The 23223-nt window shown below is 56.5% G+C and carries 20 protein-coding genes and 1 pseudogene; 9 read left to right on the top strand and 12 right to left on the bottom strand.

The features are described from left to right. Position 1: 1 nt before the first annotated feature. From ACZYTD_RS01505 to ACZYTD_RS01490, 4 genes are read right to left on the bottom strand one after another with little or no spacing between them, the layout of a single operon-like run. Positions 2-1339 carry an MATE family efflux transporter gene (locus ACZYTD_RS01505; RefSeq protein ID WP_463888232.1) on the bottom strand — a complete coding sequence of 446 codons (1338 nt, stop codon included), beginning with the start codon at positions 1337-1339 and terminating at the stop codon, positions 2-4. Further along, positions 1339-2013 (bottom strand): MtnX-like HAD-IB family phosphatase, encoded by a 675-nt coding sequence (locus ACZYTD_RS01500; RefSeq protein ID WP_463888230.1) that lies wholly within the window; start codon positions 2011-2013, stop codon positions 1339-1341. Before ACZYTD_RS01500 ends, ACZYTD_RS01505 begins: the two co-directional genes overlap by 1 nt. Before the next feature lie 10 nt (positions 2014-2023). Beyond that, positions 2024-2995, bottom strand: a complete 972-nt coding sequence (locus ACZYTD_RS01495; RefSeq protein ID WP_463888228.1) for an alcohol dehydrogenase catalytic domain-containing protein — start codon at positions 2993-2995, stop codon at positions 2024-2026. After that, a complete protein-coding gene (locus ACZYTD_RS01490; RefSeq protein WP_463888225.1) occupies positions 2992-4431 on the bottom strand; it encodes an aspartate aminotransferase family protein in 1440 nt (479 codons plus the stop codon). Before ACZYTD_RS01490 ends, ACZYTD_RS01495 begins: the two co-directional genes overlap by 4 nt. A gap of 437 nt (positions 4432-4868) precedes the next feature. Here ACZYTD_RS01490 and rimK point away from each other — a divergent pair, with 437 nt between their 5' ends. The 3 genes from rimK to ACZYTD_RS01475 are packed head-to-tail and all read left to right on the top strand — an operon-like array spanning position 4869 to position 7071. Continuing rightward, positions 4869-5756, top strand: coding sequence for a 30S ribosomal protein S6--L-glutamate ligase (rimK, locus tag ACZYTD_RS01485; protein ID WP_463888222.1), 888 nt, complete (start codon positions 4869-4871; stop codon positions 5754-5756). After that, complete coding sequence (locus ACZYTD_RS01480) at positions 5737-6294, top strand: N-acetyltransferase family protein (protein WP_463888219.1); 558 nt, start codon at positions 5737-5739, stop codon at positions 6292-6294. Before rimK ends, ACZYTD_RS01480 begins: the two co-directional genes overlap by 20 nt. Before the next feature lie 45 nt (positions 6295-6339). Continuing rightward, positions 6340-7071 (top strand): hypothetical protein, encoded by a 732-nt coding sequence (locus ACZYTD_RS01475; RefSeq protein ID WP_463888216.1) that lies wholly within the window; start codon positions 6340-6342, stop codon positions 7069-7071. Positions 7072-7164: 93 nt separating this feature from the next. Here ACZYTD_RS01475 and ACZYTD_RS01470 read toward each other — a convergent pair whose 3' ends face one another. The 5 genes from ACZYTD_RS01470 to ACZYTD_RS01450 form a co-directional block, all read right to left on the bottom strand. Beyond that, positions 7165-7641 (bottom strand): GyrI-like domain-containing protein, encoded by a 477-nt coding sequence (locus tag ACZYTD_RS01470; protein ID WP_463888214.1) that lies wholly within the window; start codon positions 7639-7641, stop codon positions 7165-7167. A 232-nt stretch (positions 7642-7873) separates the two neighbouring features. Further along, the gene (locus tag ACZYTD_RS01465; protein WP_463888211.1) at positions 7874-8275 is read right to left on the bottom strand and encodes a DUF2750 domain-containing protein; all 402 of its coding nucleotides are present in this window, start codon (positions 8273-8275) and stop codon (positions 7874-7876) included. A gap of 24 nt (positions 8276-8299) precedes the next feature. Next, on the bottom strand, positions 8300-8701 hold the full coding sequence (locus tag ACZYTD_RS01460; protein WP_463888209.1) for a DUF2750 domain-containing protein: 402 nt from the start codon (positions 8699-8701) through the stop codon (positions 8300-8302). A gap of 166 nt (positions 8702-8867) precedes the next feature. Beyond that, the gene (locus tag ACZYTD_RS01455) at positions 8868-9917 is read right to left on the bottom strand and encodes a DUF4382 domain-containing protein (RefSeq protein ID WP_463888207.1); all 1050 of its coding nucleotides are present in this window, start codon (positions 9915-9917) and stop codon (positions 8868-8870) included. 383 nt (positions 9918-10300) lie between these two features. Continuing rightward, positions 10301-11152 carry a sulfurtransferase gene (locus ACZYTD_RS01450; RefSeq protein ID WP_463888205.1) on the bottom strand — a complete coding sequence of 284 codons (852 nt, stop codon included), beginning with the start codon at positions 11150-11152 and terminating at the stop codon, positions 10301-10303. Between the two features lie 468 nt (positions 11153-11620). Between ACZYTD_RS01450 and ACZYTD_RS01445 the strand changes: the two genes are divergently transcribed. After that, positions 11621-12361, top strand: coding sequence for a hypothetical protein (locus ACZYTD_RS01445; protein WP_463888202.1), 741 nt, complete (start codon positions 11621-11623; stop codon positions 12359-12361). 363 nt (positions 12362-12724) lie between these two features. Here the strand turns inward: ACZYTD_RS01445 and uvrA are convergent, their stop codons facing one another. Together uvrA and ACZYTD_RS01435 are read right to left on the bottom strand one after the other, a co-directional pair. Next, positions 12725-15556: an excinuclease ABC subunit UvrA gene (gene uvrA / locus ACZYTD_RS01440; RefSeq protein ID WP_463888199.1), complete on the bottom strand. Its 2832-nt coding sequence runs from the start codon at positions 15554-15556 to the stop codon at positions 12725-12727. 581 nt (positions 15557-16137) lie between these two features. Beyond that, positions 16138-16791, bottom strand: a complete 654-nt coding sequence (locus ACZYTD_RS01435) for a LuxR C-terminal-related transcriptional regulator (RefSeq protein WP_463888197.1) — start codon at positions 16789-16791, stop codon at positions 16138-16140. A gap of 350 nt (positions 16792-17141) precedes the next feature. Here ACZYTD_RS01435 and ssb point away from each other — a divergent pair, with 350 nt between their 5' ends. The 5 genes from ssb (at position 17142) to ACZYTD_RS01410 (ending at position 22281) form a co-directional block, all read left to right on the top strand. Next, positions 17142-17735 carry a single-stranded DNA-binding protein gene (gene ssb / locus ACZYTD_RS01430; RefSeq protein ID WP_463888194.1) on the top strand — a complete coding sequence of 198 codons (594 nt, stop codon included), beginning with the start codon at positions 17142-17144 and terminating at the stop codon, positions 17733-17735. Between the two features lie 290 nt (positions 17736-18025). After that, on the top strand, positions 18026-18685 hold the full coding sequence (locus ACZYTD_RS01425) for a metallophosphoesterase family protein (RefSeq protein ID WP_463888192.1): 660 nt from the start codon (positions 18026-18028) through the stop codon (positions 18683-18685). 256 nt (positions 18686-18941) lie between these two features. Then, on the top strand, positions 18942-20342 hold the full coding sequence (locus tag ACZYTD_RS01420) for a GmrSD restriction endonuclease domain-containing protein (protein ID WP_463888189.1): 1401 nt from the start codon (positions 18942-18944) through the stop codon (positions 20340-20342). Next, positions 20339-21496 carry a DUF3696 domain-containing protein gene (locus ACZYTD_RS01415; RefSeq protein WP_463888187.1) on the top strand — a complete coding sequence of 386 codons (1158 nt, stop codon included), beginning with the start codon at positions 20339-20341 and terminating at the stop codon, positions 21494-21496. Before ACZYTD_RS01420 ends, ACZYTD_RS01415 begins: the two co-directional genes overlap by 4 nt. Before the next feature lie 14 nt (positions 21497-21510). Further along, a complete protein-coding gene (locus tag ACZYTD_RS01410) occupies positions 21511-22281 on the top strand; it encodes a hypothetical protein (protein ID WP_463888184.1) in 771 nt (256 codons plus the stop codon). Here the strand turns inward: ACZYTD_RS01410 and ACZYTD_RS01405 are convergent. Then, positions 22274-23092 (bottom strand): annotated as a pseudogene (locus ACZYTD_RS01405) (IS3 family transposase); the annotation flags it as partial. The gene ACZYTD_RS01410 and the pseudogene ACZYTD_RS01405 sit on opposite strands and share 8 nt — an antisense overlap. Between the last annotated feature and the right edge of the window lie 131 nt (positions 23093-23223).

Here is a 23223-nt window from a genome sequence, read left to right as displayed (position 1 = left end):
ATCAGGATGGCAGGATCAGGGATCTGTGCTGCCACTGGCCGGAATGCCAGCGCAAACCCATCAACAGGGCGCGACAGAGTTCATCAATTCCCAGCGCCAGCCAGATCCCCAGCAGGCCATAGCCCAGAGGGAAGACCAGCAGATAGCTCAGGGGGATCAGGATCACCCACATGCAGAGCAGGGAGACCGAGGCGGTGAATTGGGCATCGCCCGCCGCCCGCAGGCAGGAGCCCGCCACAAAGTTGTAGGCCTTGAGCAGGGTGACCAGCAGGGCGGCCAGCAGCAGTTGGCTGCCCAGTCGGATGATCTCCGGCTCTTGGGTAAAGAGCCCCAGCAGGGCATCTCGCCATAGTAGCGCGGGCAGGCTGACCAGCAGGGTGAAGCCCAGGGCATAGCCGACGCAGCGCCACTTCTGGGCATCGGCCTCCTGCCAGCGTCCGGCGCCCACCAGATGTCCGGTGAGGATCTGGGCCGCCTGGGCGAGGGCGAAGGCGCCGACCTCCAGCAGGGCCACGGCGCTTAGCACATAGGTCTTGGTGGCCAAGGCCAGCACCCCCAAGGAGGCGATAATGAGGGTGAGCACCGCCTGGTTACCATAGTAGGAGAGGGGCTCCAGGGTGGCGGGTAGGGCGATCTTGATGATCTGTTGCCACTGCCGGCAGAAACGAGCCCAAGGCAGATTGGGGGTCACCCGTATGCCTAATCTTAGCCGCAGCAGTAGGTAGAGGCTCAGGGCGCCCAGCAGGCGTGCCAGCACAGTGGCCGCCGCGACACCGACGACGCCGCTGTGGGTGTTGACCACCAGATAGTAGCTGAGCCCGGCATTGAGCAGGTTCATGGCGATGGCATTGACCATGGTGTAACGGGTGTGACCACGGGCGTTGAGGATGGAGGAGAAGCTCCAGACCATGGCTTGAGCCATGAGCCCGCCGCCCACTATGGCGACAAACAGGCTGGCTTGGTGATGGAGCTCAGCGGGGGCGGCCAGCAGGCGTGGCAACCAGGGGCTGCTGGCCAGCAGCAACAGGCTGAGCACCCCGCCCAGCAGCAGGTTGGCCAGCAGCAGGCTGTTCTGCAACTCCCGGACCTCAGCCAGCCGTTTGGCTCCCAGATTTTGGCTCAGCACTATGCCACCGCTGTTGGCCAGGGTGCCCAGCAGGGTGATGGCCAGGATCAGCACTACGTTGACGGCCCCGACCGCGGCGGCGGCTTGATCCGATACCAGCCCCAGTATCATGGCATCCACCATGCCGATGGAGACGGTGAGTAGCCATTCGACAAAGAGCGGCCAGGCCAGGCGCAGGGGGCCCTGCTGGATCACATCTGTGTGAGTCGTCATCAGCAGCACTCCTGGGGTTGGTGTGCCGCCTGGGTTTCACTCTGCCAGCGGCGCAGCTGAGGCAGTATGTCGTGAAAGTCCAGCCAGGGGTGGTAGGCAATCCCCTGTTGCTGGCAGTGACGTGCCAGGCTCTGCTTGGCAAACAGCTCATCGGCCTGGGTAGCGGCGCAGCGATCCGACAGGCCGTCGCCTATGTAGACTAGGGTGCAGCCCGGCTGGCGGGCCTGTTGCAGATAGTGTCCCTTGCACATGGCGCAGGCCGGGTGGGCGGCATGGGCAAAGGGAAAGCGCACCTGCTGGGGGCGCGCCTCCAGTTGCCATTGGTTGGCACACAGAGTCACCTGGCTGATGCCATGGTGAGCCAACACGGCGCGGATCACCGGCTCCATGCCGTCACTCAGCAGGGTCAGGGGCAAGCCCTGACTCTTGCGCCACGCATCAAACTCGGTGAAGCCCGGGGTCAGGCGGGTATGGGGTAGCAGCTCTTGCAGATCGGCCGGGGTCAGGGTGATCAGCGCCAACTGCTGCTGCAGGCACTCTTGGGTGGCGAGCCGCCCCTCGCGCCAGGCTTGCTCCAGACGTAACCAGTGCGGGGGGGCGTGACGCTCCAGCAGCCACTGTAGTGTGTCCTGCTGGCAAACCGTGCCGTCGAAATCGCAAAAGAGTTGCAACATCACGCTCTCCTCATTGGGGTAGAGTAACCAGGGTGCGGGTGCCCGGATGAGGGAGGCCACCGGCGATCTCAGCCATGGCCTGCTCCAGATTGACCCGCTTGCCTATCATCTGGCTGAAGAAGGCTTCATCCTGCTGCAGGTAGTCGATGGCCTGGCTCATGGTCTCGTCATCGCAACCGGCCATGGAGGGGAGCAGAGTCAGCTCCTTGGCAAACAGCTCCAGTGTGGGACAGGGCAGGGTGGCGTTGGCCTCCGGCATGCCGTAGAGCACCACCACGCCGCCCCGGCGTGCCGCCGAGATGGCCAGGGCCAGCCCCTGACGACTACCGGAGCACTCCACCACCAGATGGGCACTCTCGGGATCCGGCTCGGCCGTGCTGCGCAGGTAGGATGTCTGGCTGGCCTCACTGGCCTGGCTGCTGATGTCAAAGAGCCGCATCTGCAGATCCAGCTGCAGCTGATTGAGGGCGTAGGAGACCAGGCGCCCCGAGGTTCCCGCCCCTATGATCAGCACGCGGAAATGGGCCACATCCGGCGGCAGCAGTGCCAGGGCACAGCTGATGCGATCGGCACAGTGGATGGCACAGGCCAGCGGCTCCACCAGCACGGCGCTGCCGGAGTCGGCCACGTGCACCGGGTAGAGGTGGCTGCGCGGGGCGGCGATGAAATCGGCATAGCCGCCATCGGCATTGATCCCCAGCTCATGCAGATGCACACAGTGGCGGGGCATTCCCTCCTGGCAGTAGCTGCAGAGGCCGCAGGCGATCTCGTTGTTGAGCACCAGGGTCTGCTCCTCATGCTCCACCACCACCTCGTGACCGAGCGTGATGTTGACGCTCCTGGGGTGGTGAAACAGTTGGTAGTCGGTTTTGCAGATCCCCACATGGCGCACCTTCCAGAGGTGAAAACCGGGCTGTATGGGTAGCGAGGTGTGAGGATCCAACACCAGTTTTCCGGGTGCGGTCAGGCGCAGGCTTCTCATGGGTGATCTCCCGCCAGGTGGTGAGCCAGTCGTTGCATCACCTGGTCCAGCAGGGCCACGGTGCGGTCGATCTCGGCATGAGTGATGTCCAGGTAGGGGGCGAGTTTCAGCCCTTCCGAGCTAAAGCCCCCGGCGTTGAGGATGAGGCGGTAGGCGGCACCCTGATAGAAGTAGTCATGCTCCTGGGCCAGGGTGACAGCCAGCTTGCCGAGCCCAGCCAGGGGGGTGCCATCGGCGCGCTGGAAGACCATGTTCAGCAATAACCCCAGGCCATCCACGGCACCGATAAACCAATATTTATCCCGTAACTCTCTTAGCTTGTTTAAGTAATAGGCCCCCTTCTCGGGGAGGCTCTGTTCATAATTTTGGGCCAACATATAACGCCAGGTGGCCAGGGCCGCGGCGGTGCCCAGGGAGTGATTGGCGAAATTACTGTGGGCATGGCCTGGGCCGTAATGGTCAGGATTGACCAGATCTTCGCGCGCCCACACCAGGCTCAAGGGGGTCAGGCCATTGGTGAACGACTTACTCAGGGTGATGATGTCCGGCGTAATGCCGAAGTGTTCGAAGGCAAAGAGCTTGCCGGTGCGGAACATGCCAATCTGGATCTCATCATCCACTATCAGCAGGCCCCGCTCCTGGAGTTGGGGGACAAACTGCTGATAGAAATGACGAGGCGGTATGGCATAGCCGCGACCCTGACACAGCTCCAGCATGAAGGCTCCCAGCTCCTGATCGGCCTCGGAGGCGATACCGTGAAAGTCGTTCTCGAAGCGTTTGTTGATCATGCGGGCATAGTAGTCAGCCTGATCGACCTCGGCGGGCAGTTCATAGTAACAATCGGCCGGATTAGGGAAGGCGAAGAATTCGGCTCTATGGGGGAAGTCGCCAAACTCCTGGCGATAGCGGTGGCTGGAGGAGAGGCCGCTGACGGTGAGGGAGCGACCATGATAGGCGCCCATGAAGGCCCCGACCTTGCTCTTGCCGGTCTGCTTGCGCACTATCTTGAGGGCATCTTCCACCACCAGGGTGCCGCCCACATTGAAGGAGACGCGGCCGTGCAGGCCGGTGCGGGCGAAGATGGCCGCTTCCACCTCCTGGGCCAGCAGTAGCTTCTCGGCATGGAGAAAATCGCCGCTCACCTGGGGCAAGTTATCCAGTTGGCGATGAACCGCCTTGGTGATCTCCGGATTCTGATAACCGAAATTGCAGCTGGAGTGCCACATCTGGGTGTCGATGTAGCGGCGCCCTTGCAAGTCGGTGACGATTTCCCCCTGACAGTGGCTGACTATGATGGGGTTATCCTGATAATGAACCGTGTCAGCCCAGCAGAGAACGGTTCTGTCTATGTCGCGTAGGCTCTTATTGGCATTCGCTGCTGGTGGAATATTATTTGTGTCGTTAACCCAGTTTGGATGGCAGATTGCTTCTTCCATTTTTGAGTCCTCAACTAATAAATTTGGCGTAGGGGGAGGCTTGATATTGCCAGTACATTATTGCCGGTTCTGACAGGTGATCAGAAGGTGCCAGGGGGCGCAATTGGGGGGCGTAATTTACGCCTGCGCCCAGGTTTTATGCGGGTTGGCGCAGGTTTTATCCGAGGTGCGGTTTCGTTTGAGTTGACTCCGTTGACGCCAGTTGAGTGATGAATCTTGAGTGCAGAGGCATGACCTTGATGGAGGGGGTGGAAGATGGGGGTCATACGAGAAGATTCGTAGTGACGCAGGAATCTCATGCGTCCCGATCGGCAGAGTGGTAACCTGCTGTCAGTCGGGGTGGGAGGCTTGTCACCGCCTTGTCATGATTTTCTGCTTTGTTGAGTGCCAAATCTCGGTGATGGTCACCGAGTCCAACAGGTCCTGATCCTATTCCTATGCAACTTGCCATTCTCTCGCGTGAACCTGATTCCTATACTACCCGTCGCCTCTGTCAGGTGGCCACGGCCCGCCAACATCAGGTGCGGGTTCTGGATACCTTGCGTCTGCATCTGAATATCACACCAGAGGGGCCGCGCCTGTTTCATGCCGGCGAGCCGCTGGAGGGGATAGAGGCGGTGATCCCGCGGATCGGCGCCAGCATCACCGCCTATGGCGTCTCCATGTTGCGCCAATTCGAGCTGATGAATATTACCTGCCTCAATGGCTCCGATGGCATCGCCTGCTCCCGGGACAAGCTGCGCGCCATGCAGTTGATGGCCCATCACGGCCTGCCGCTGCCGATGACCGGTTTTGCCCATAAGCTGGAGGATGTGCCCGCCCTGATCTCTTCTGTGGGCGGGGCTCCGCTGGTGGTCAAGCTGTTGGAGGGCTCCCAGGGCATAGGCGTGGCCCTGTGCGACAGCCAAACCTCAGCCGAGAGCGTCATCGAAGCCTTCTTGCACACCGGGCAGCGCATCCTGGTCCAGGAGTTTATCCGGGAGGCCGAGGGGAGTGACATCCGCTGCCTGGTGGTGGGCGAGGTGGTGGTGGCGGCCATAGAGCGCCGGGCCCAGCCTGGTGAGTTTCGCTCCAACCTGCACCGGGGCGGCTCGGCCTCGGCGGTGCAGCTGAGTGACGAGGAGCGCCAGGTGGCGTTGCGCGCCGCGCGTAGTCTGGGGCTGGATGTGGCCGGGGTGGATATTTTGCGCTCCCGGCGTGGGCCGCTGCTGATGGAGGTCAACTCCTCCCCTGGTCTGCAGGGCGGCGAACATGCCAGCGGCGTGAACATCTGCGAGCGTATTCTGGATCATCTGGAGAGCAAGCATGCTCGCGCCCATGGCTGAGGCCGCCGCATTGCAACGCTGGTGGCTGACGCTCCCCGAATCGCAACAACTGCTGGGGGTGAATCGCCAGCTGAGGTTAGCCACCCTGGCCGATCTGCCCGCATTGGCCTCGCTGGAGCGCTACTGCTTCTCCCCTTGGCTGGCCTTTGGTCATAGGCGTTGGCGTTACCTGCTGCGGCGCCCTCAGGTGCAGGTGTGGCTGCTGCTGCAGGGTGAGCAGCTACTCGCTTACCTCTGCCTGGTGCCGCATAAGGGGTGGAAGAGTCTGGCCATCAGCGCCTTGGCCGTACACTGGCAGGTGCGGGGGCAGGGCGTTGCCCGGCAGTTATTGCGGCTGGTTGAGCCCAGGGCCAGGCAACTGGGATTACACTCCTTGCGCCTGGAGGTGGATTGCGACAATGAGAGCGCATTGCGCCTCTATTGGCACCAAGGATTTGTCGAACAGCGGGCTTTGCCCCATTATTATGGTTTGGGTCGCCCCGGCCTGTTGCTCACGCGCCGCCTTGAGCCCTCGCCCGGTGAGGCTACCTATTTATAATTCTCGGCACCTAGCGCATCAGGTGCCGACCCAGCAGAGAAGTGGATGATGAAGAAACTTGGCTATGGTGTTCCCCTACTGGGCCTCTGTTTGTTATGCAGTGGTGGTGTGTGGGCCAAGCCCGAGACCCTGAGCCAGCAGTTGGCCCAGATGGACCAGGCGGCCAGTCAGGCTCTGGATAGCTTTGTCTACACCATCGGCGAGCTGGATGCCACCGCCTGGATGGACGGCGTCCCCGTGATCATCAAGGTGCCGATCCTCAATGAGAAGCAGGAGTGGCAGGGGGATACCCGCTACTACTTCAAGCAGGGCAAGCTCTTTGCGGTCAAGATGCCCTATGGCAGCTACCAGTTTGATGAGAAGGGTAACCTGATCCTCTGGCTGGACGAAGAGGGCAAGAGTGCCGAGCTGCCGGGCTCGGCGGCCTGGGGGCCGCGGCAGAACTGGTTGAAGAAGCGGGCGACACAACTGGCGAACGCGTTTGCTCCCAGCGCCTATGCCCGCGAGTTGCAGAAGCCCAATACCGAGGTGCATGTGAAGGGGGAGGATAAGGTCGCTTACCTCTGCATGGGGCAACTCTATGCCTTGACCGGTGCCGAGAAGATCATCGGCTCGGCGGGGGCGCTCAAGGTGCATGGCAACCAGCAAAGCGGGGCGGTCCAGCTGCGTGCCGGTGATAAGTGGCTGCCCATCACCTTTAGCTGCCAGCTAGATGGTGCCGATCGGGTGAGCCACCTCACCTACCGTTTTACGCTACCGGCGCCAGCCAGCAAGTAACGCCTGCGCTTGGGGTCACTCGCAAAACGCCACCTTTGGGGTGGCGTTTTGCTATGGGGCTACTGTTGCTTTGAGGCTACTGTTGCTTTGAGGCTACTGTTGCTTTGGGGATGACTCAGGGCGTACCGGTATACAGATCAGCAGATCCCAGTAGCCCGCTTCCCGACCATTGTTCAGGTACTGCTCGAAACAGGGGCCCTCGGCCAACTGGTAGCCGCTGTTCGGTAACCAGTCACTAAACAGGGCGTTCCAGGGAGTGGCGAAGTCGTCATTCTCCACCCGGCAGCGATGGCTAGCATACAAGCCAGCGGGCAGGGTTTGTAGCGCCACCTCTCCCGCCGCGGGGGTGCCGAGCGGTACACTCAACGCCACATCGGCCCGCAATTGGTCGGCGGGGGTGACATGGAGGTTGTCCCAGTAGAGGGCCAGCCAGTCACCCGCGAGCAGGTTGCGTGGCGCGGCCCACTGCATCAGGCGCTCGAAGCCGCCCGGCATAGTCTCGGCGTAGGGGCCAATGACCCGGATAGAGGCGAGGTTTTTGGCCTCTTGGTCTATTACATGCACATCCATACACTTGCTCCCGTTGCTGATTTATTCTGCAGCATTGTAGCAAATGAAGGCTGTATATAAATACAGTATCGTGAGGCACTGTGTGTTGGCTCACAAATGGCATTTGGGTTGGGGTCAGCAAAGTTTGGAACAGGGGGGAGAGTAGTGACAGCTGGGAGGCAAAGGTAGGGACTAGCCCTACTTGCCAAACAGCCCATGCGTCACTGCCTGGGCTGTTTGGTGGTGATCAGGTTTACTTCTTGCGATTCTGCCGGTTCATCTGGCGCAGCAGGCTGTCGGCCACCTCGCTCGGATCTTCAATCACGCCTATGGCTTCCGGCAGCGGGAAGACGGCAACGGCCAAGCCATCCTCCTCCATCCCCTTGACCCAGCGATCCAGCCAGGTTTTCAGGGAGATAGCATAGGGCTCACACTTGTCCCACTCCTCGGCGGCCCACGCCTTGGCATAGTCGGGGTGAGGCCACACCGGAATGCAATCATCCCCTTCGGCGGTCAGCAGCATGCAGCCCTGCTCATCTTTCAAGATCCACATCTCGCCTGTGGCCACCACCTGTTGGATGAAGTGGTCGTAGCGGGCATCGGCATCCAGGGCCTGAGTGGCCTGGTACTCTTCTGGCGGTAAGGTTTGGCTCATAGGGGGCTCCCAGGTTGTGAAAAGTCAGGCTTGCTCATCCAGCTGTTCGAGCTTGGCGATCAGGGTGTCGGCCAGTTCGCTGGCCTCTTCGACCAGGCCTATCTCGTCCGGCAGGGGGAAGATGGCCACGGCAATCTGGTTCTCGGTCAGGCTGTCACACCAGCGCTCCAGCCACATCTCGAGGGTGATGGACTGGGGCTGATAGCCGGCCAGCTCACCCTGCAACCAGGCCTGGGTATAATCTGGGTGCGGCCAGAGGGCCAGGCAGGTATCCCCTTCACTCTCCAGCATCAGGGGGCCCTGTTCATTTTTCAGGATCCAGAGCAGCTGGTGTTGAGCCACCTTGTTGATGAAGTGGTCGTAGCGGTAGTCGGCGTTGAGTTGCAGCGCGGCGTTGCGCTCGGTTTCGGTCAAGTCGTAGCTCATGATGGCCTCATGGGTCAAAGGGAGAGCAGCAGGCCTGCTCGGCGCAGCAAGCTATGCTCGGCATAGAGGGGAATGATCCCATCTTGTGGTCGACTTGTCCAAGCCTATGACCTGGCCCACGCGCGGCCTGAGGGCTGCGCGTGGGCTGGCCTATTCAACCAGGCGTTTACTCAACCAAGGGGGTGATGAGGTCGACTGTGAGCGGGTTGCTCAGGGTGGGATCAACAGCGACATTCAGCGTCAGGCCGCCCAGGGTTGGCAGGAAGCTGCTGCTCTCGCCCTCATCGGGTACGGCATCGCTGCTGGCATTGCAGATCAGCGCCACATCGTAGCTCCCCGGCTCCACATAGTGGATGGCATAGCCAGCCGCTGTGGTGGTGGTGGCCGCTTGCACCAGAGTGGTGGCGACGGGGCCCCCTTCCGTGGTGCTGCTGGCGAGGCCGCCATAGGCGAGCATCGAGCCCAGCCGGGCCGGATAGAGGTAGACTCCGGCCTGGCTCAGATCGCCGTTGCACAGGGTCTCACCCACCTGGCCCTGAAGCGTGGTCAGGGTGGTGACGGAGAGCAACTTCACGCCATTGGGCTTGAGCTTGTAATACTTGTTGTGGCCCGGTAACACCAGGGCGTGGCGCAGGTTGAACTCCAGCTGATAGCTCAAGACCCCGTCGGCCGGAGCGGTGAAGCCATGCAGTTTCAGTTCGCTGCTGGGCACCTCCAGAGCGAAGATCTTGCCCTGGGCATCCTGCACATAGGAGCTGGGAAACTCGGGTAGCCCCGCTCCCTCCAGGCTGTTCTTGCGGCCATCCTCCACCTGCAGTCGCAGTTGTTCATAGTTGCCACTGGTGAGCTCCACAGCACTGAGCAGAGTATGGCGCTTGCCATCCTGATAGTTGAGCAGATCCAGATAGAAAAACCTGGGTTGACCGGCACTATCCAGAGGTAGGGTATAGCCCGCCGGCAGGCAGGCATCCTGCTCGCTGGGGGTGGGCAAAAATTGCAGCGGGGTCCAGATGTGCTCGTTTGGATCGTCGGCAAGTGCTAGTCGCAGGCTGCTGACGGCGATACACACCTTTTGCGCCTGCTCGACCGGGGCATCGGAGATGGCGAGGGTAAGCTTGCTGCTGGAACTGGTGGGGGTGACGCTAGTGCTTGAGCCGCCCCCGCCACAGGCGGCGAGCAGGAGTAGTGATAGGCTGGTAAAAACGAAGCGTTTCATGGGGCGTACTCCAGAGGGGAACACAGCTTAAAGTCTAGTTCATCAGCTGTGATCTGGCGCACATCAGGGGGCGAGGGCCGACATTGAGTAGGACTCTCACCCGATCCCGTAGGTACGAACAGCGAAGCGTATTCGTACGCATGAATGGGATATGCAGGGTGGTACACCCACTGGAACCCGTAGGTACGAATAGCGAAGCGTATTCGTACGCATGAATGGGACATGTAGAGTGGTACACCCACTGGAACCCGTAGGTACAAATAGCGAAGTGTATTCGTACGCATGAATGGGATATGCAGAGTGGTACACCCACTAGCGAGGCGGTAGGATAAAAGAGCGCAACGGAACCCAATAGCAAGGCCGGGCGAGCCCGGCCTTGGTGATCACGCCTCGTTGATGATGGGGCGGGAGGGATCGCTGCCCCATTCACTCCAGGAGCCATCATAGACGGTGAGCCCCTGGTAGCCTGCCAGCTCGGCGCCTAGCGCCAGGATGCAGGCGGTGACGCCAGAGCCACAGCTGAAGATGGGTGCCTGCCCCTCGGCCAGCAGCGGGGCAAACTCGGCCTTGAGTTCCTCTACGGCGCGCATCTTGCCGTTCTGTTGCAGTTTGCCAAAGGGCAGATTCACGGCACCCGGCATGTGACCGGCGCGCAGTCCGGCTCTGGGCTCGGCTTCCAGCCCCTTGAAGCGGGCTTCGCTTCTGGCATCGAGCACGGGGCGGCGGCCACTGACCAGCTCCTGGGCAACTGTATCGGCATCGCAGAAGAGGCCCGGCTGCAGCTGGGCGACGAAGTTGCCGAGCGCTCCCTGATAGGGGCGCTCCGGCTCGGTGGCGTGCCCTGCCGCCAGCCAGGCGGGCAGGCCGCCATCCAGCACGGCTACCCGGCTGTGGCCCATGGTGCGGAGCATCCACCAGGCGCGGGGGGCAGAGAAGAGGCCGATACGGTCATAGACCACGATCAGCGAGTCGTTATCCAGCCCGAGCGCCTGTACCTGCTGGCTGAAGTGCTCTGGCGTGGGCAGCATGTGGGGCAGGTCGGTATCGGGAGCACAGATCTGCTTGTCGAAGTCGAAGCGGCGTGCACCGGGGATCTGCACCACAGGCCCACTGCTGGCCGGGGCCGAGGGGGGCTGCATATGGGCATCCAGTACCACCAGTTGTGGCTCCCCCAGATGGGCCGCCAACCACGCCACGCTGACCAGCGGGGTGGGAAGAGTCAGTTCAGTCGTCATGCAAACTCCTTGTGCAAGAAGAGGTTGAGTGGTGGTTACTCTACCACTCTCTGTCTCATCCTATCAGTCCCTATGGGGGCGCTTGTTGATATATCACTGGCCTTAGCCTGGATAATCCAGCCTGCCGTCCGCTCGATACAGAGGCTGGGTACTTTGATATTCATATGAGGCAGAAGCCGATACAATAAGCGGATATCTCACAGGGAGTGGAGAGGGATGATACCGCAAAGTCGTGTCAGCAATATGTTGGATGTCAGGTCGTTTGAATACGGTTTTATCATCTGTGTTCTAATCACAGTGTGTTACCTGTTTTTTCCCATCACCCTGTTCACGGATTCGTTTCCCGATTGCGAGCAGGTTACGGAGATTAGCGGTCATTTCGGGGCTATTCATCAGCCTGAAAATAGTAGGCGTGGCGATAAGCGCTTCTACATACGTTTCCACTCTGCTGAAACGGTTTACCCCGTCATGTTGTGGTCTGAGTCGCCACTTATCGGGGTATCGGGAGCGGCGAAGGTGGCGCTGGTGCGTTACCAGTCGAGTACAACACTCTCCTATTACTATCCGGCTCGGGTGATCTTGCCGGATGGCCGGATGCCCTTAACCTGCGATGGTTATAACCAGTTTCGCCGTGACAGGGAGGCGCAGATCCCCAACATGCTGGGCTGGGAGTGGTGGCTACTTCTGCTGATCTGTTACTGCATCTATCGATCCCGACGAAGGGGGCGCCCTGAATCGCCAGGCAAACTATGGTGGGGGCTTTTGCTGCTCGCCGTGGCGCTTGTCGGCTATAGCATACCGCCCACCATGCTGGACACCTTTCCTCGCTGCGAGCAGAGCCGCAGAGTCAGTGGCACCCTGCTGCCCGAGTCGCGTGCGGCGGCTGGCAAGCTGGAGCTGCTCTCCGATGCCGGGGAGCGAGTGACATTTCAACGCCCTGCGGAATTGCGGGCATTGCCTGAGGCTAGCCGTTGGCAGATCTGGGTGACCCCCTATCACCCCGAGTCGCTGCGGGAATCCACCTACTATCCGGTGCGGCTCAAGGCCGATGAGCAGCAACTACTGGGCTGCGAGGAGTACCACCATTTTGTGTCCGGTGTACTGGATAAGCAACAGCAGCAGCTATATCTGATGCTGGCTGGGGTGCTGGTTGCGCTGTTCTCTCTCTGGCGGATCCTTTCCCGAACAACACCAACCCCGCCAGGTTGATGTGCTATCCAGACAGATTACTTTCCTGTTCGTGGTGAGCCTGTCGAACCATGAACAAGCAAAATTTAATTTGTTGATTTTAAAGAATTTACCTCACCCTTCGACAAGCTCAGGGCGAACGGAGTTGATGCTGATTCAGGGCGAACGGAGTTGATGCTGGCTAACTAGCTGTTCCGAAAAGTAGATCCCTCACCATAGGGACGGGGTAGCACTAAGCTGACCCTCTGCGCCAGGGATGGCGCAGCGGAACCCCCTGGGAGGGGTTCACGGCGTGTCAGCGTGTGCTACCTTGCCGATGTAGCATAATTAGGTTCGGTTATTTGCACAGTAAAGCCTCCCCGCTGGCGGGGAGGCGGTGACCGGCTAGAAGCCGCGGGTGAGCAGGGGCTTCAAGAAGCGGGCGGTATGGGAGGCCTGGCACTCGGCCACCTGCTCCGGGGTGCCGGTGACCAGGATCTGGCCGCCGCCCGAGCCCCCTTCCGGGCCCAGATCCACCACCCAGTCGGCGGTTTTCACCACATCCAGATTGTGCTCGATTATGACTATGGTGTTGCCGTTATCCCGCAACTGATGCAGCACCTTGAGCAGCTGCTGGATGTCGTGGAAGTGCAGCCCAGTGGTCGGCTCATCCAGAATGTAGAGGGTCTGGCCGGTATCGCGGCGGGAGAGCTCGCGGGAGAGCTTGACCCGCTGGGCCTCGCCGCCGGAGAGGGTGGTGGCCGACTGCCCCAGCGTGATGTAGGAGAGCCCCACGTCGATCAGGGTCTGCAGCTTGCGCGCCAGCGCCGGGACGGCATCGAAGAAGGCGCGAGCCTCCTCCACCGTCATATCCAGCACCTCGTGGATGCTCTTGCCCTTGTATTTGACCTCCAGCGTCTCCCGGTTGTAGCGCTTGCCCTGGCAGACATCGCAGGGGACATAGACATCGGGTAGGAAGTGCATCTCCACCTTGATGACGCCATCGCCCTGACACGCCTCGCAGCGCCCCCCCTTGACGTTAAAGGAGAAGCGGCCTGGCTGATAGCCACGGGAGCGCGCCTCCTGGGTACCGGAGAAGAGTTCGCGGATGGGGGTGAAGAGGCCGGTATAGGTGGCCGGATTGGAGCGCGGGGTACGACCGATAGGGCTCTGATCGATATCCACCACCTTGTCCAGATGCTCCAGCCCCTCAATATCCAGATAGGGCGCCGGTTGCTCGACGGTGGCGCCGTTAAGTTCGCGGTGGGCGATGCGGAACAGGGTGTCGTTGATGAGGGTCGACTTGCCGGAGCCGGAGACGCCGGTGACGCAGCTCATGACGCCTATGGGCAGTTGCAGGTTGACCCGCTTCAAGTTATTGCCGCTGGCGCCGGTGAGTTTCAACCACTTGCCGGTCAGCGGGGTGCGCTGGGCCGGAATGGCGATCTGCTTGCGGCCGGAGAGGTAGTCGCCGGTGAGCGAGGCTTCATTGGCCATGATCTCCGCCGGTGTGCCCTGGGCGACGATATGACCGCCATGCACACCAGCGCCCGGGCCAATGTCCAGCACATGGTCGGCCATACGGATGGCGTCCTCGTCGTGCTCCACCACTATGACGGTATTGCCCAGATCCCGCAGGTGGAACAGGGTCTTGAGCAGCCGCTCGTTGTCGCGCTGGTGCAGGCCGATACTCGGCTCATCCAGCACATACATGACCCCCACCAGACCAGCCCCGATCTGGCTCGCCAGCCGGATACGCTGGGCCTCGCCACCGGAGAGGGTCTCTGCCGAGCGGGAGAGCGAGAGGTAGTTGAGCCCGACGTTGACCAGAAAGCCGAGTCGCTCGTTGATCTCTTTTAAGATCTTCTCGGCAATTTGCGCCTTCTGGCCGCTCAGTTGCAGCTGCTGGAAGAAGGCGAGCGCTTCGGCGATAGACATCTCGGTGACGGCCGGCAAGTTCGTGGCCTGGATGAAGACGTTGCGAGCCTCCTGCTTCAGCCGGCTCCCTTTACAGGAGGGGCAGGGTTGGTTGGCGATATATTTGGCCAGCTCTTCGCGCACGCTGTTGGATTCGGTCTCCTTGTAGCGCCGCTCCATGTTGGGGATCACCCCTTCGAAGGGATGACGGCGCACCACCACGTCCCCTCTGTCGTTCATATAGCGAAATTCGATCTCGGTCTGGCCCGTGCCATAGAGAATGGCGCGCTGCTGATCCTTGGTTAGCTCCTCGAAGGGCGCCTCCAGATTGAAGCCATAATGGTCACCCACCGCCTTCAACATCTGGAAGTAATAGAAGCTGCGTTTGTCCCAGCCACGGATGGCGCCACCGGAGAGCGAGAGTTCGCTGTTACCCACCACCTTGCTGGGGTCGAAATATTGCTGCACGCCGAGGCCGTCACAGGTGGGGCAGGCGCCCGCCGGATTGTTAAAGGAGAAGATGCGTGGCTCCAGCTCGCTGATGGCGTAGCCGCACTCGGGGCAGGCGAAGTTGGCGGAGAAGACCATGGGGGCGGCGGCAGCGTTATCCATCTCCAGCACTGAGACCAGACCGCCGGAGAGGGTCAGGGCCGTCTCGAAGGATTCGGCCAGCCGCAGTTGCAGATCCTCCCGCACCTTGAAGCGGTCTACCACCACCTCTATGGTGTGTTTCTTGTGCAGCTCCAGGGGGGGCGGGTCGGAGAGATCACACACCTCGCCATCGATACGGGCGCGGATATAGCCCTGAGTGGCCAGGTTCTCCAGCAGCTGCTTGTGTTCCCCCTTACGGTTGCGGACCACGGGGGCCAGCATCATCATCTTCTGCCCCTCGGGCAGGGCCAGCACCTGATCGACCATCTGGCTGACGGTCTGCGCCGCCAGCGGGATGTCATGCTCCGGGCAACGGGGTTCACCGACCCGGGCAAAGAGCAGCCGCAAGTAGTCATAGATCTCGGTGATGGTGCCGACCGTTGAACGCGGGTTATGGGAGGTGGACTTCTGCTCGATGGAGATGGCGGGTGACAAGCCTTCGATGTGGTCCACATCGGGCTTTTCCATCAAGGAGAGGAACTGGCGGGCGTAGGCGGAGAGTGACTCCACATAGCGGCGTTGACCCTCGGCATAGAGGGTATCGAAAGCGAGTGAGGATTTGCCGGAGCCGGAGAGGCCAGTGACGACGATCAGCCGATCTCGGGGCAGTGTCAGGCTGATGTTCTTCAGGTTATGGGTGCGAGCCCCGCGAACTTCGATCTTGTCCATGGCAGACCTGATAGGAAAACAAGCAATAAACGCCAGTATGGCACAGCGGGCACTGGATGGATAGACAGTTATGCCTGCTGGCTGAGTGGCCCGACCAATCCCTGACGCCCGCGGCCTCTCGGGCTGGGCAGCAAGCTAGAGATCCGGGTGCATCTCCTGCGTTAGTCGCAGCCGGTTTTGCTGCTTTTTAGGGGGCCAAGTGTCGATTCAGGGCTGAGCTAATCGTGGCAGAAAAGTCAGTGTTTTTCTGGTCAGCCAATGCGGGGAGTAGCGGGCGGCGCCTGTTACTTTTAGCAGTAAAATCCCGCCAGGCCGCTAATGAATCCGTTTTCTTGATGGATAGTTGTAGAAAGGCATGAGTGGGCTAGTGTGTTGTTACATATCTGTTACGTTGCGGCTATCTTCATGAATAGTAACGAAAAATAAAAATTAGTGTGATCTTGGTCAGGCTCGGCTAATGCGTTGGTATGGGAGTGCGGAGGTGTGGCGCTGTGTCATGCGGACAAAAATTTGGGCCCCCGAGGGGGCCCAAATGGTATGCAACACGTTAGGATGGCAAGCCAAGTGGCTGAGTCCGGCTGTTATTCAGATTCCAGCGGGGTACCCAGATACTCTTTTGCCCAGGTGACGGCCTGAGTACGGTTTTTGACGTTCAGCTTCTTGAACACGTTGTAGAGGTGAGTCTTCACCGTGTGCTCGCTGAGGAACAGACTATCGGCAATTTCCATGTTGGAGGCGCCGGTCATCAGCTTCTGTAGTATCTGCTGTTCGCGATTTGTCAGAATGATGTTGGGGTGCTGAGGCACGCCCTTCTCCTGACGATAGTGGCTGAGCAGGTGGCTGAGCAGGTGGCGCGACAGCCAGAGCTCACCGGCCAGTATCTTGCGCAGCCCTTCGATCAGGCGCTCCAGCGGATCATGGCGATAGAAGAGGCCACGGGTGTGGGGCCACAGCAGCAGCAAGCCCTGATCGGCGGTGTTTGGGGCGTTGAGCAGCACGGTCTCCGGCGCCTGCTTGTTGCAGGTGAGGGCCGCGTGCCAGCCGTTAGCCGGTTGGTTGCGCAGGTAATCGAGATCCACCAGAAACAGCTGGTCACGATTGATCTCCGGCAGCAACTCGTTGGGATGGGCTACATTGTGAATAGGGCGATGCAGCAGATCTGCCAGGGTGGCAGAAAAACTGTGTGCCTGTAGATTGTTCTCTGTTACCAGGATGATGCGTTTCTCGTGTTGCATAGACCATTTCCTTAGAGTATGCGTCCGACCGTCACAGCGGATTACAAGTCGTAGAATAACAACGCGGTTTCATGCCTAAGCATGAAAAAAGTATGGCCACTCAGTATGTTACTCTGCATTAACAGCAAGGGGGCTGATCCCTCCTGCCATACTTTATATCACCCTTACTGAGTAATCTCTCACCTCATTTGTCCTTTGTGAGCAGCATGGCAATGGTAGCGGTTTCATGAGATCTGCCGCCAGAAATAATCGGGGCCAGATGCCAAAGTGCGGGTCTGCTGGTAAGATAGCGCTCATCTGAAATATTGGTCAGGCTCTGGCCTGGCAAACCAAGAGAGTGGAGTACAGCTATGGCCAGTCGTGGCGTCAATAAAGTCATCCTCATCGGCAATCTGGGTAAAGATCCGGAAGTGCGCTACATGCCCAATGGCAAGGCGGTGGCCAACATCACGGTAGCGACTTCCGAGACCTGGAAGGATCAGCAGGGTCAGCAGCAGGAACGCACCGAGTGGCATCGCTGTACCATGTATGACCGCCTGGCCGAGATCACCGGCGAGTACCTGAAGAAGGGCTCAAAAGTCTATATGGAAGGTAAACTGCAGACCCGCGAATGGCAGGATCAGCAGGGACAGAAGCGCTATACCACAGAGATCATCGTCAGCGAGATGCAGATGCTGGATGGCCGCAATAGTGGCGCGGCAGCCGGCATGGGTGGCCAACAGAGCCAGCCCCAGGGCCAGCAAGGTAATTGGGGGCGCCCGCAGCAGCCTGCCGCTGCGCCTCAAGGTGGCTTTGCCCCCCAAGCCGCCCCCCAGGCTGCGCCGCAACAAGCCGCGCCTCAGGGGTACGGTCAACCCGCTCCCCAGAACAACTTCAACCAAGCCCCGGCACAACCTCTCTATAACGAGCCGCCGATGGACTTCGATGACGATATCCCGTTCTAGGATAGGTGTTTGTAAAGTATTACCTTTAGACCCCCGCTTGCGGGGGTTTATGTTTTTTTTGGGAGATGTAAAAAATAGTTGCTCGCATATTTAAAGTCTCTCACACATGCAGCAGTGTAAAGAATGCTTCTTCGCGGAAACGTGGGGAAAAGTAAGTTGGCAGACAGGGCTCAGGTAGCACTGGTAATCGCCCAAAAAACCGATTACTTCCCCTTTGTGTCGTCATGTGCAATGTAGGCATGCCTAGTTATCATCGGCGAACGAGCTAGTCATGTAGCAGTGGAAACTCAATGATCTTGTTTTGTGGTGACCCCCACGGGGAGTTTGAGCATATCATCCAGCGTGTTCAGCAGTCGAAGCCTGCTGCGGTGATCATGCTGGGAGACCTGTGCTTGAAACAGCCGTTTGAGCAAACTTTCGCGGCCATCCTGGAGCTGACGGACGTCTGGTTCATCCATGGCAACCATGACACGGATAAAGAGCAATATCATGATCACTTATTCGCTTGCCCTGAGCGAAACCTTCATGGCCGAGTTGTCGAGATTGATGGTTTAAAGATCGCTGGGCTTGGCGGGATCTTCCGCAGCCAGGTCTGGTATCCCCCAGAACCCCCTCGCTACATCACTAGGCAAGACTTTATTGCTAATTGTGGGAAAGGGAATCTCTGGCGAGGCGGTCTACCACGCAAACATCGGAGTTCAATTTTCCCCGAGGATATTCAATGCTTCGATGGTCTCCAGGCCGATATCCTTGTTACACATGAGGCACCCATCGCTCATCCACACGGCTTTCAGGCTATCGACGACCTGGCTCAGTTGCTCGGGTCAACAACCATCATCCATGGTCACCATCATGATCCTTTCAGTTACGACGATAACTCGGCTTTCAATATCGGTATCCATGGGCTGATGGAGCTAGACCCCTCATGTCTATCGTCGATAGGACAGTAAGTTATCTGGACATGGATCGCCTTAAAGGTTCCAATCGCAAGTGATTGGTAATGACAACCTTTTCATCATGTGGTTATTAGAAGGCATCTAGAAAATCGGTGGCGATTCAGGCGGCAGCTGAGGCCTCAAATAAAGCCCTTCGGTCGTGTCAGGTTTGTTATGTGGGCATTACAAGGCATCGCGGAAACCGATGGTGCTTCATTGAGTCATTTTAGCACTTCAATTCCGTTGGACTAAAAAGGAGGTGCAGGTCAAAATGAGCACAAAAGTTCATCAAACTAAATCGATTGGAGAGGGTTACTTGCAGATAAATCCGCCATCAAATGCAGAGCATAACAACAGCATCAATGGCAGCGAGGCTGTTAAAGTTATGCAAATGCTCCGTAATCACTCTTCTTTAAGTAAGGGTGACTTAGAACGGTTGCTTTGCTATCAACTAGAAGTACCTCAGTCGCTCGATGAACTTCTTCAAAAGATGCTGCTATTAACATGGGTTGTAAAGGATGAAACCGAGTATTCCCTAACTGATGAAGGGTTCATCTGGTTAGAACAGAAGGGAAGTGAACTTGCTGTTGAGGAGGAGGACAATGATGGTAATAACAACGTTCCTCTTAAGCCATATGATGTTGTAAAACTAAAAATGGAGCCCAAACATCTAAGTGTGTTCCAAGCATTAAGAAAGATCGAGAAGCATGAAATATGTCTCAATCCTGAATTTCAGCGAGCATTCGTTTGGGATGAGGTTAGGCAGAGTCGATTAATTGAATCAGTATTGATCCGCATTCCACTCCCTGCATTTTATTTGGATGCAACTGATCAAGTTTCTTGGAATGTTGTTGATGGACTTCAACGGCTGACTACACTCTATCGCTATTGTCGTGAACAAGAATTCGCTTTGTCCGGGCTTCAGTTCTTGGTTGAGCTAGAAGGCAAGCATTTTGATGATTTGCCACCTAAATACAAAGTTCTAATTGAGGATGACACCCAGTTATTATTTTACAACTTAATGCCAGGGACGCCAATTGAGGCAAAATTTACAATTTTTTCTAGAGTAAATACCGGTGGAATGCAGCTAACTCCACAGGAAATTCGTCATGCATTGAATCAAGGGAAAGCAACCATCCTTCTGGGGAAGTTAGCGAAAAGTTCTGAGTTTCTCATGGCCACAGAGGGAGTGGTAGAGAGTAAACGGATGAGCGATCGTGAACTAGTTCTGAGATCCCTATCTTTCATGCATTTTGGTGTGGATGCGTACAAACAGTTTAATGAATTAGATGGTTTTTTGCTTTACTCCATGACGCAGCTAAACAAATTGACCGATAATGAATTAGAGAAATTAGCTGAAGATTTCAAATCCTCTCTAATAAAAACAAGGAATATTTTTGGTAAGTATTCCTTTAGGAAGTTCAATGCATTGGGTGGGCGTAGGGCGCCATTAAATAAAGCCCTATTTGAGGTGTGGACTGTCTGTGTGCATAAATACGACGAACAAGTGCTAATTTCAAATAAATCAGAAATTGTAAATGAGTTTATCAAGTTGATAACTGCAACAAATGGCAGTTTTTCTCGTTCCATCAGCTCAAGCACTGGTAAGTTTTCATCTGTTTCGACAAGGTTTGTTATGATAGAAAAACTGCTAGAGAGAGTCTGCAAATGATAGAATATATTTCCATTGATGGATATAAATGTTTAAAAAATGCAAGTTTTAGTTGTGGTAATTTAAACATATTAGTCGGTGCCAATGCGTCAGGTAAATCCAGTTTTTTGCAGACTTTATTGTTGCTTCGTCAGTCTGCTGATAAAGATGGCAATATTGATAGCTTGCATTTATCTGGTCCACTATACGAGGCTGGGACGGCACAAGATGCTCTTCATCCCGCATCTGAACATCAGATAAAAATTGAGCTAAAAGTTAATGGAAGTTCTTTAAGCTTCACCTTTCGTCATAATCGTGATGAGGAGCTTAGAGAGGCCAAGAGAACGCTGACAGCTGTTCAGCCACAAAAGCTGGACGGTCCTCTTTACGAGCGAACAGCCAGTTTTGCCTATTTAAATGCCGAACGAGTGGGTCCTAGAGTTGTGTATTCCCTGCCGCCCGAAGAGCTACACCTTGGTGGTCTTGTGGGTAAATATGGTGAATATACAGCAGCAATTTTAGCTCGAGCTAAGGCAGGAATAATTTTGGACGGTTGGTCCTGTGAGTTGGCGTCTCTGCTTGCTCAAGCTCCGCTGAATTTGGATGGCATCGATATTAAAGATAATTTGAATAATACTCAAGGTCGTCTCGATTTGGTGTGTAACGCTATGCTCGGGTGGATACTACCTGGTGCAGAATTTGATGCTCAGGAGTACGATCATTCTGATTCAGCATCGGTGAGGTTTATTCGAGATCCGCACTCAACAAAGACATCTGTCAGATCGACACATATTGGTTTTGGACTCATATATACTCTTCCTATTATTACAGCAGCCTTAGCTTTACGTTCCAATGGCCTTCTATTAGTTGAGAATCCAGAAGCGCATTTACATCCATTCAGTCAATCTAGAATAGGTGTTTTCATCGCTATGATGGCGGCATCTGGCAAACAGGTATTTTTGGAAACACATAGTGACCATGTGATAAATGGCATCCGTTTGGCTGTCGCCAAAGGATTTATTTCTCACTCAGCAGTAAAAATAAATAATTTTAATCGTTCAAAAGTAGGGGATGCTACAACCATTACTTCTATTACACCTCAATCGAATGGACGTCTTACACCTTGGCCAGAAGGTTTTTTCGATCAAATAGAAAATGATCTGTCGAAATTATAAGGTTGCATAGATAAATGTACTATTTTGGGTTAAACGTTCTTTCAGTCAATAGGCAGTGCCATAATGTTGGGCAAGTTTTACAACATCTGAATAGTTTGGTTGGCTGTTTTGACTATATGCTTCCGGCGATCCAATCAGGCAGAGTTCAGTTAATATACGATTCACATATTGAACAGCGTGAGCTAATAGAAGGCAATAATTTATTCTCTTCATTTTCAGCAATGCCAGATGTTGATGCTGGCGATTTGAAGAGAAAATGGTTCATTTATACTAAAAATCGAGCTGATGAGGCTCCATATGTTCCCGAAGAGAATATCTCTGTAAGCAATGAACATCTAGTAGATGAAACGCTTGTTGGAATGGTTAGCTGTAATACTGTTTCTGAAGGAATATATTGGCTTAGTTTTGGTGGAGTTGGCATTCATGAATCAACAACACTAACAGTGCAAAGCCAAGGTGTTGACGATATATGTGTGAAAAATGCTCATAATAAAGAGTTGTTAAAAATGCTTCTTCCTCAATATGAGAGATCAGCCAAGCATCGCAAAGAACATTATTATGATACGCGAGGTGAATATGTGTCACCAATGCCTTTGGATGACTGTATTGCTCAAGAACTTTTGTTGACATCATTTGAGTTTGAAAATGATCGATGGGCTTACCACCAAAAAAGTGATAAGTGGTATCGATATAAGTTAACACACAATGATCGTAATATTTATCATGGGTTTCAAGTCGAAGCCAATAGTATTCCTGATGCAGTACTTGATGTAGTGGTCAACTAATCCCGGACAGTAAATTAAACCGATTTTCAGCTATTGCAGGTGGCAGGCCGTCATTGTGTTGATGGGGTCACTGCCAGTTGTAGTATGTCATCAGGTAATAGCTGATATCTCGCATGGCCTCCGACATGCTGAGATATCCAGTGGCCGGGATCCATTCTGATTTTAAGCTCCGGAACAACCGCTCCATTGGCGCATTGTCCCAGCAGTTTCCCCGGCGGCTCATGCTCTGTGTCATGCGATAGCGCCACAGACGTTGGCGGAACTTCCGGCTGCCATACTGGCATCCCTGATCAGAATGGAACATTACCCCACTGGGGTGGCCCCGTTGCTCGTAGGCCATGTTGAGTGCTTTAACCACCAAGTCGGCATCTGGACGTTCTGAGATACTCCAGCCAATGACTCGTCGGCTGTAAAGCTCGATCACGGTTGCCAAATAGCACCAGCGGCTTCCTGCCCAGATGTAGGTGATATCACCACACCAGACGGTATTGGGTCTGTTCACGTCAAATGCTCGAGCAAGCCGGTTGGGAATGTCAGGACGCTCAACCGTCGCCGTCTTGTAGGCATGGGGGCCTGGCTGCTTACAAGTCAGATTGGCCTCTTTCATGAGCCGTCTGACCTTGTACCGGCCGATTTCATGCCCAGCCCCGCGCATCATACCGACCAATATGCGGCTGCCTGCAGCACCACGGCTGAGCGTGAACAGACGGTTCACCTCTTGCCGTAGATGCCGACGTTCGGCATCAATTCCAGGCCGGCGTGACCGACATTCGTAGTAACTGGAGGTGGCAATACCAAAGGCTGAACATAAATACCCACGTCAACTCCCTTTCCGAAACCTCTGAATGCTTATATGCTGGTTGCAGGATGACGAAGTGGCTGAATTTCTTAACGAATTTTAACGGTCTTCCTCCCTCCGTTCCGCTATATAAATCACTGTCA

Source organism: Pseudaeromonas sp. HNCC25DJ180 (genome assembly GCF_055413345.1).
This window is presented reverse-complemented; position numbering and strand designations above follow the sequence as displayed.

What these genes read in the sequence shown, in the direction of transcription:
- uvrA (WP_463888199.1), bottom strand. Translation starts at nt 15,556, where the DNA reads ATGGACAAGATCGAAGTTCGCGGGGCTCGCACCCATAACCTGAAGAAC.
- ssb (WP_463888194.1), top strand. Translation starts at nt 17,142, where the DNA reads ATGGCCAGTCGTGGCGTCAATAAAGTCATCCTCATCGGCAATCTGGGT.
- ACZYTD_RS01445 (WP_463888202.1), top strand. Translation starts at nt 11,621, where the DNA reads ATGTTGTGGTCTGAGTCGCCACTTATCGGGGTATCGGGAGCGGCGAAG.
- ACZYTD_RS01505 (WP_463888232.1), bottom strand. Translation starts at nt 1,339, where the DNA reads ATGACGACTCACACAGATGTGATCCAGCAGGGCCCCCTGCGCCTGGCC.
- ACZYTD_RS01450 (WP_463888205.1), bottom strand. Translation starts at nt 11,152, where the DNA reads ATGACGACTGAACTGACTCTTCCCACCCCGCTGGTCAGCGTGGCGTGG.
- ACZYTD_RS01495 (WP_463888228.1), bottom strand. Translation starts at nt 2,995, where the DNA reads ATGAGAAGCCTGCGCCTGACCGCACCCGGAAAACTGGTGTTGGATCCT.
- ACZYTD_RS01420 (WP_463888189.1), top strand. Translation starts at nt 18,942, where the DNA reads ATGAGCACAAAAGTTCATCAAACTAAATCGATTGGAGAGGGTTACTTG.
- ACZYTD_RS01470 (WP_463888214.1), bottom strand. Translation starts at nt 7,641, where the DNA reads ATGGATGTGCATGTAATAGACCAAGAGGCCAAAAACCTCGCCTCTATC.
- ACZYTD_RS01425 (WP_463888192.1), top strand. Translation starts at nt 18,026, where the DNA reads ATGATCTTGTTTTGTGGTGACCCCCACGGGGAGTTTGAGCATATCATC.
- ACZYTD_RS01410 (WP_463888184.1), top strand. Translation starts at nt 21,511, where the DNA reads ATGTACTATTTTGGGTTAAACGTTCTTTCAGTCAATAGGCAGTGCCAT.
- ACZYTD_RS01415 (WP_463888187.1), top strand. Translation starts at nt 20,339, where the DNA reads ATGATAGAATATATTTCCATTGATGGATATAAATGTTTAAAAAATGCA.
- ACZYTD_RS01500 (WP_463888230.1), bottom strand. Translation starts at nt 2,013, where the DNA reads ATGTTGCAACTCTTTTGCGATTTCGACGGCACGGTTTGCCAGCAGGAC.
- rimK (WP_463888222.1), top strand. Translation starts at nt 4,869, where the DNA reads ATGCAACTTGCCATTCTCTCGCGTGAACCTGATTCCTATACTACCCGT.
- ACZYTD_RS01435 (WP_463888197.1), bottom strand. Translation starts at nt 16,791, where the DNA reads ATGCAACACGAGAAACGCATCATCCTGGTAACAGAGAACAATCTACAG.
- ACZYTD_RS01480 (WP_463888219.1), top strand. Translation starts at nt 5,737, where the DNA reads ATGCTCGCGCCCATGGCTGAGGCCGCCGCATTGCAACGCTGGTGGCTG.
- ACZYTD_RS01465 (WP_463888211.1), bottom strand. Translation starts at nt 8,275, where the DNA reads ATGAGCCAAACCTTACCGCCAGAAGAGTACCAGGCCACTCAGGCCCTG.
- ACZYTD_RS01460 (WP_463888209.1), bottom strand. Translation starts at nt 8,701, where the DNA reads ATGAGCTACGACTTGACCGAAACCGAGCGCAACGCCGCGCTGCAACTC.
- ACZYTD_RS01455 (WP_463888207.1), bottom strand. Translation starts at nt 9,917, where the DNA reads ATGAAACGCTTCGTTTTTACCAGCCTATCACTACTCCTGCTCGCCGCC.
- ACZYTD_RS01475 (WP_463888216.1), top strand. Translation starts at nt 6,340, where the DNA reads ATGATGAAGAAACTTGGCTATGGTGTTCCCCTACTGGGCCTCTGTTTG.
- ACZYTD_RS01490 (WP_463888225.1), bottom strand. Translation starts at nt 4,431, where the DNA reads ATGGAAGAAGCAATCTGCCATCCAAACTGGGTTAACGACACAAATAAT.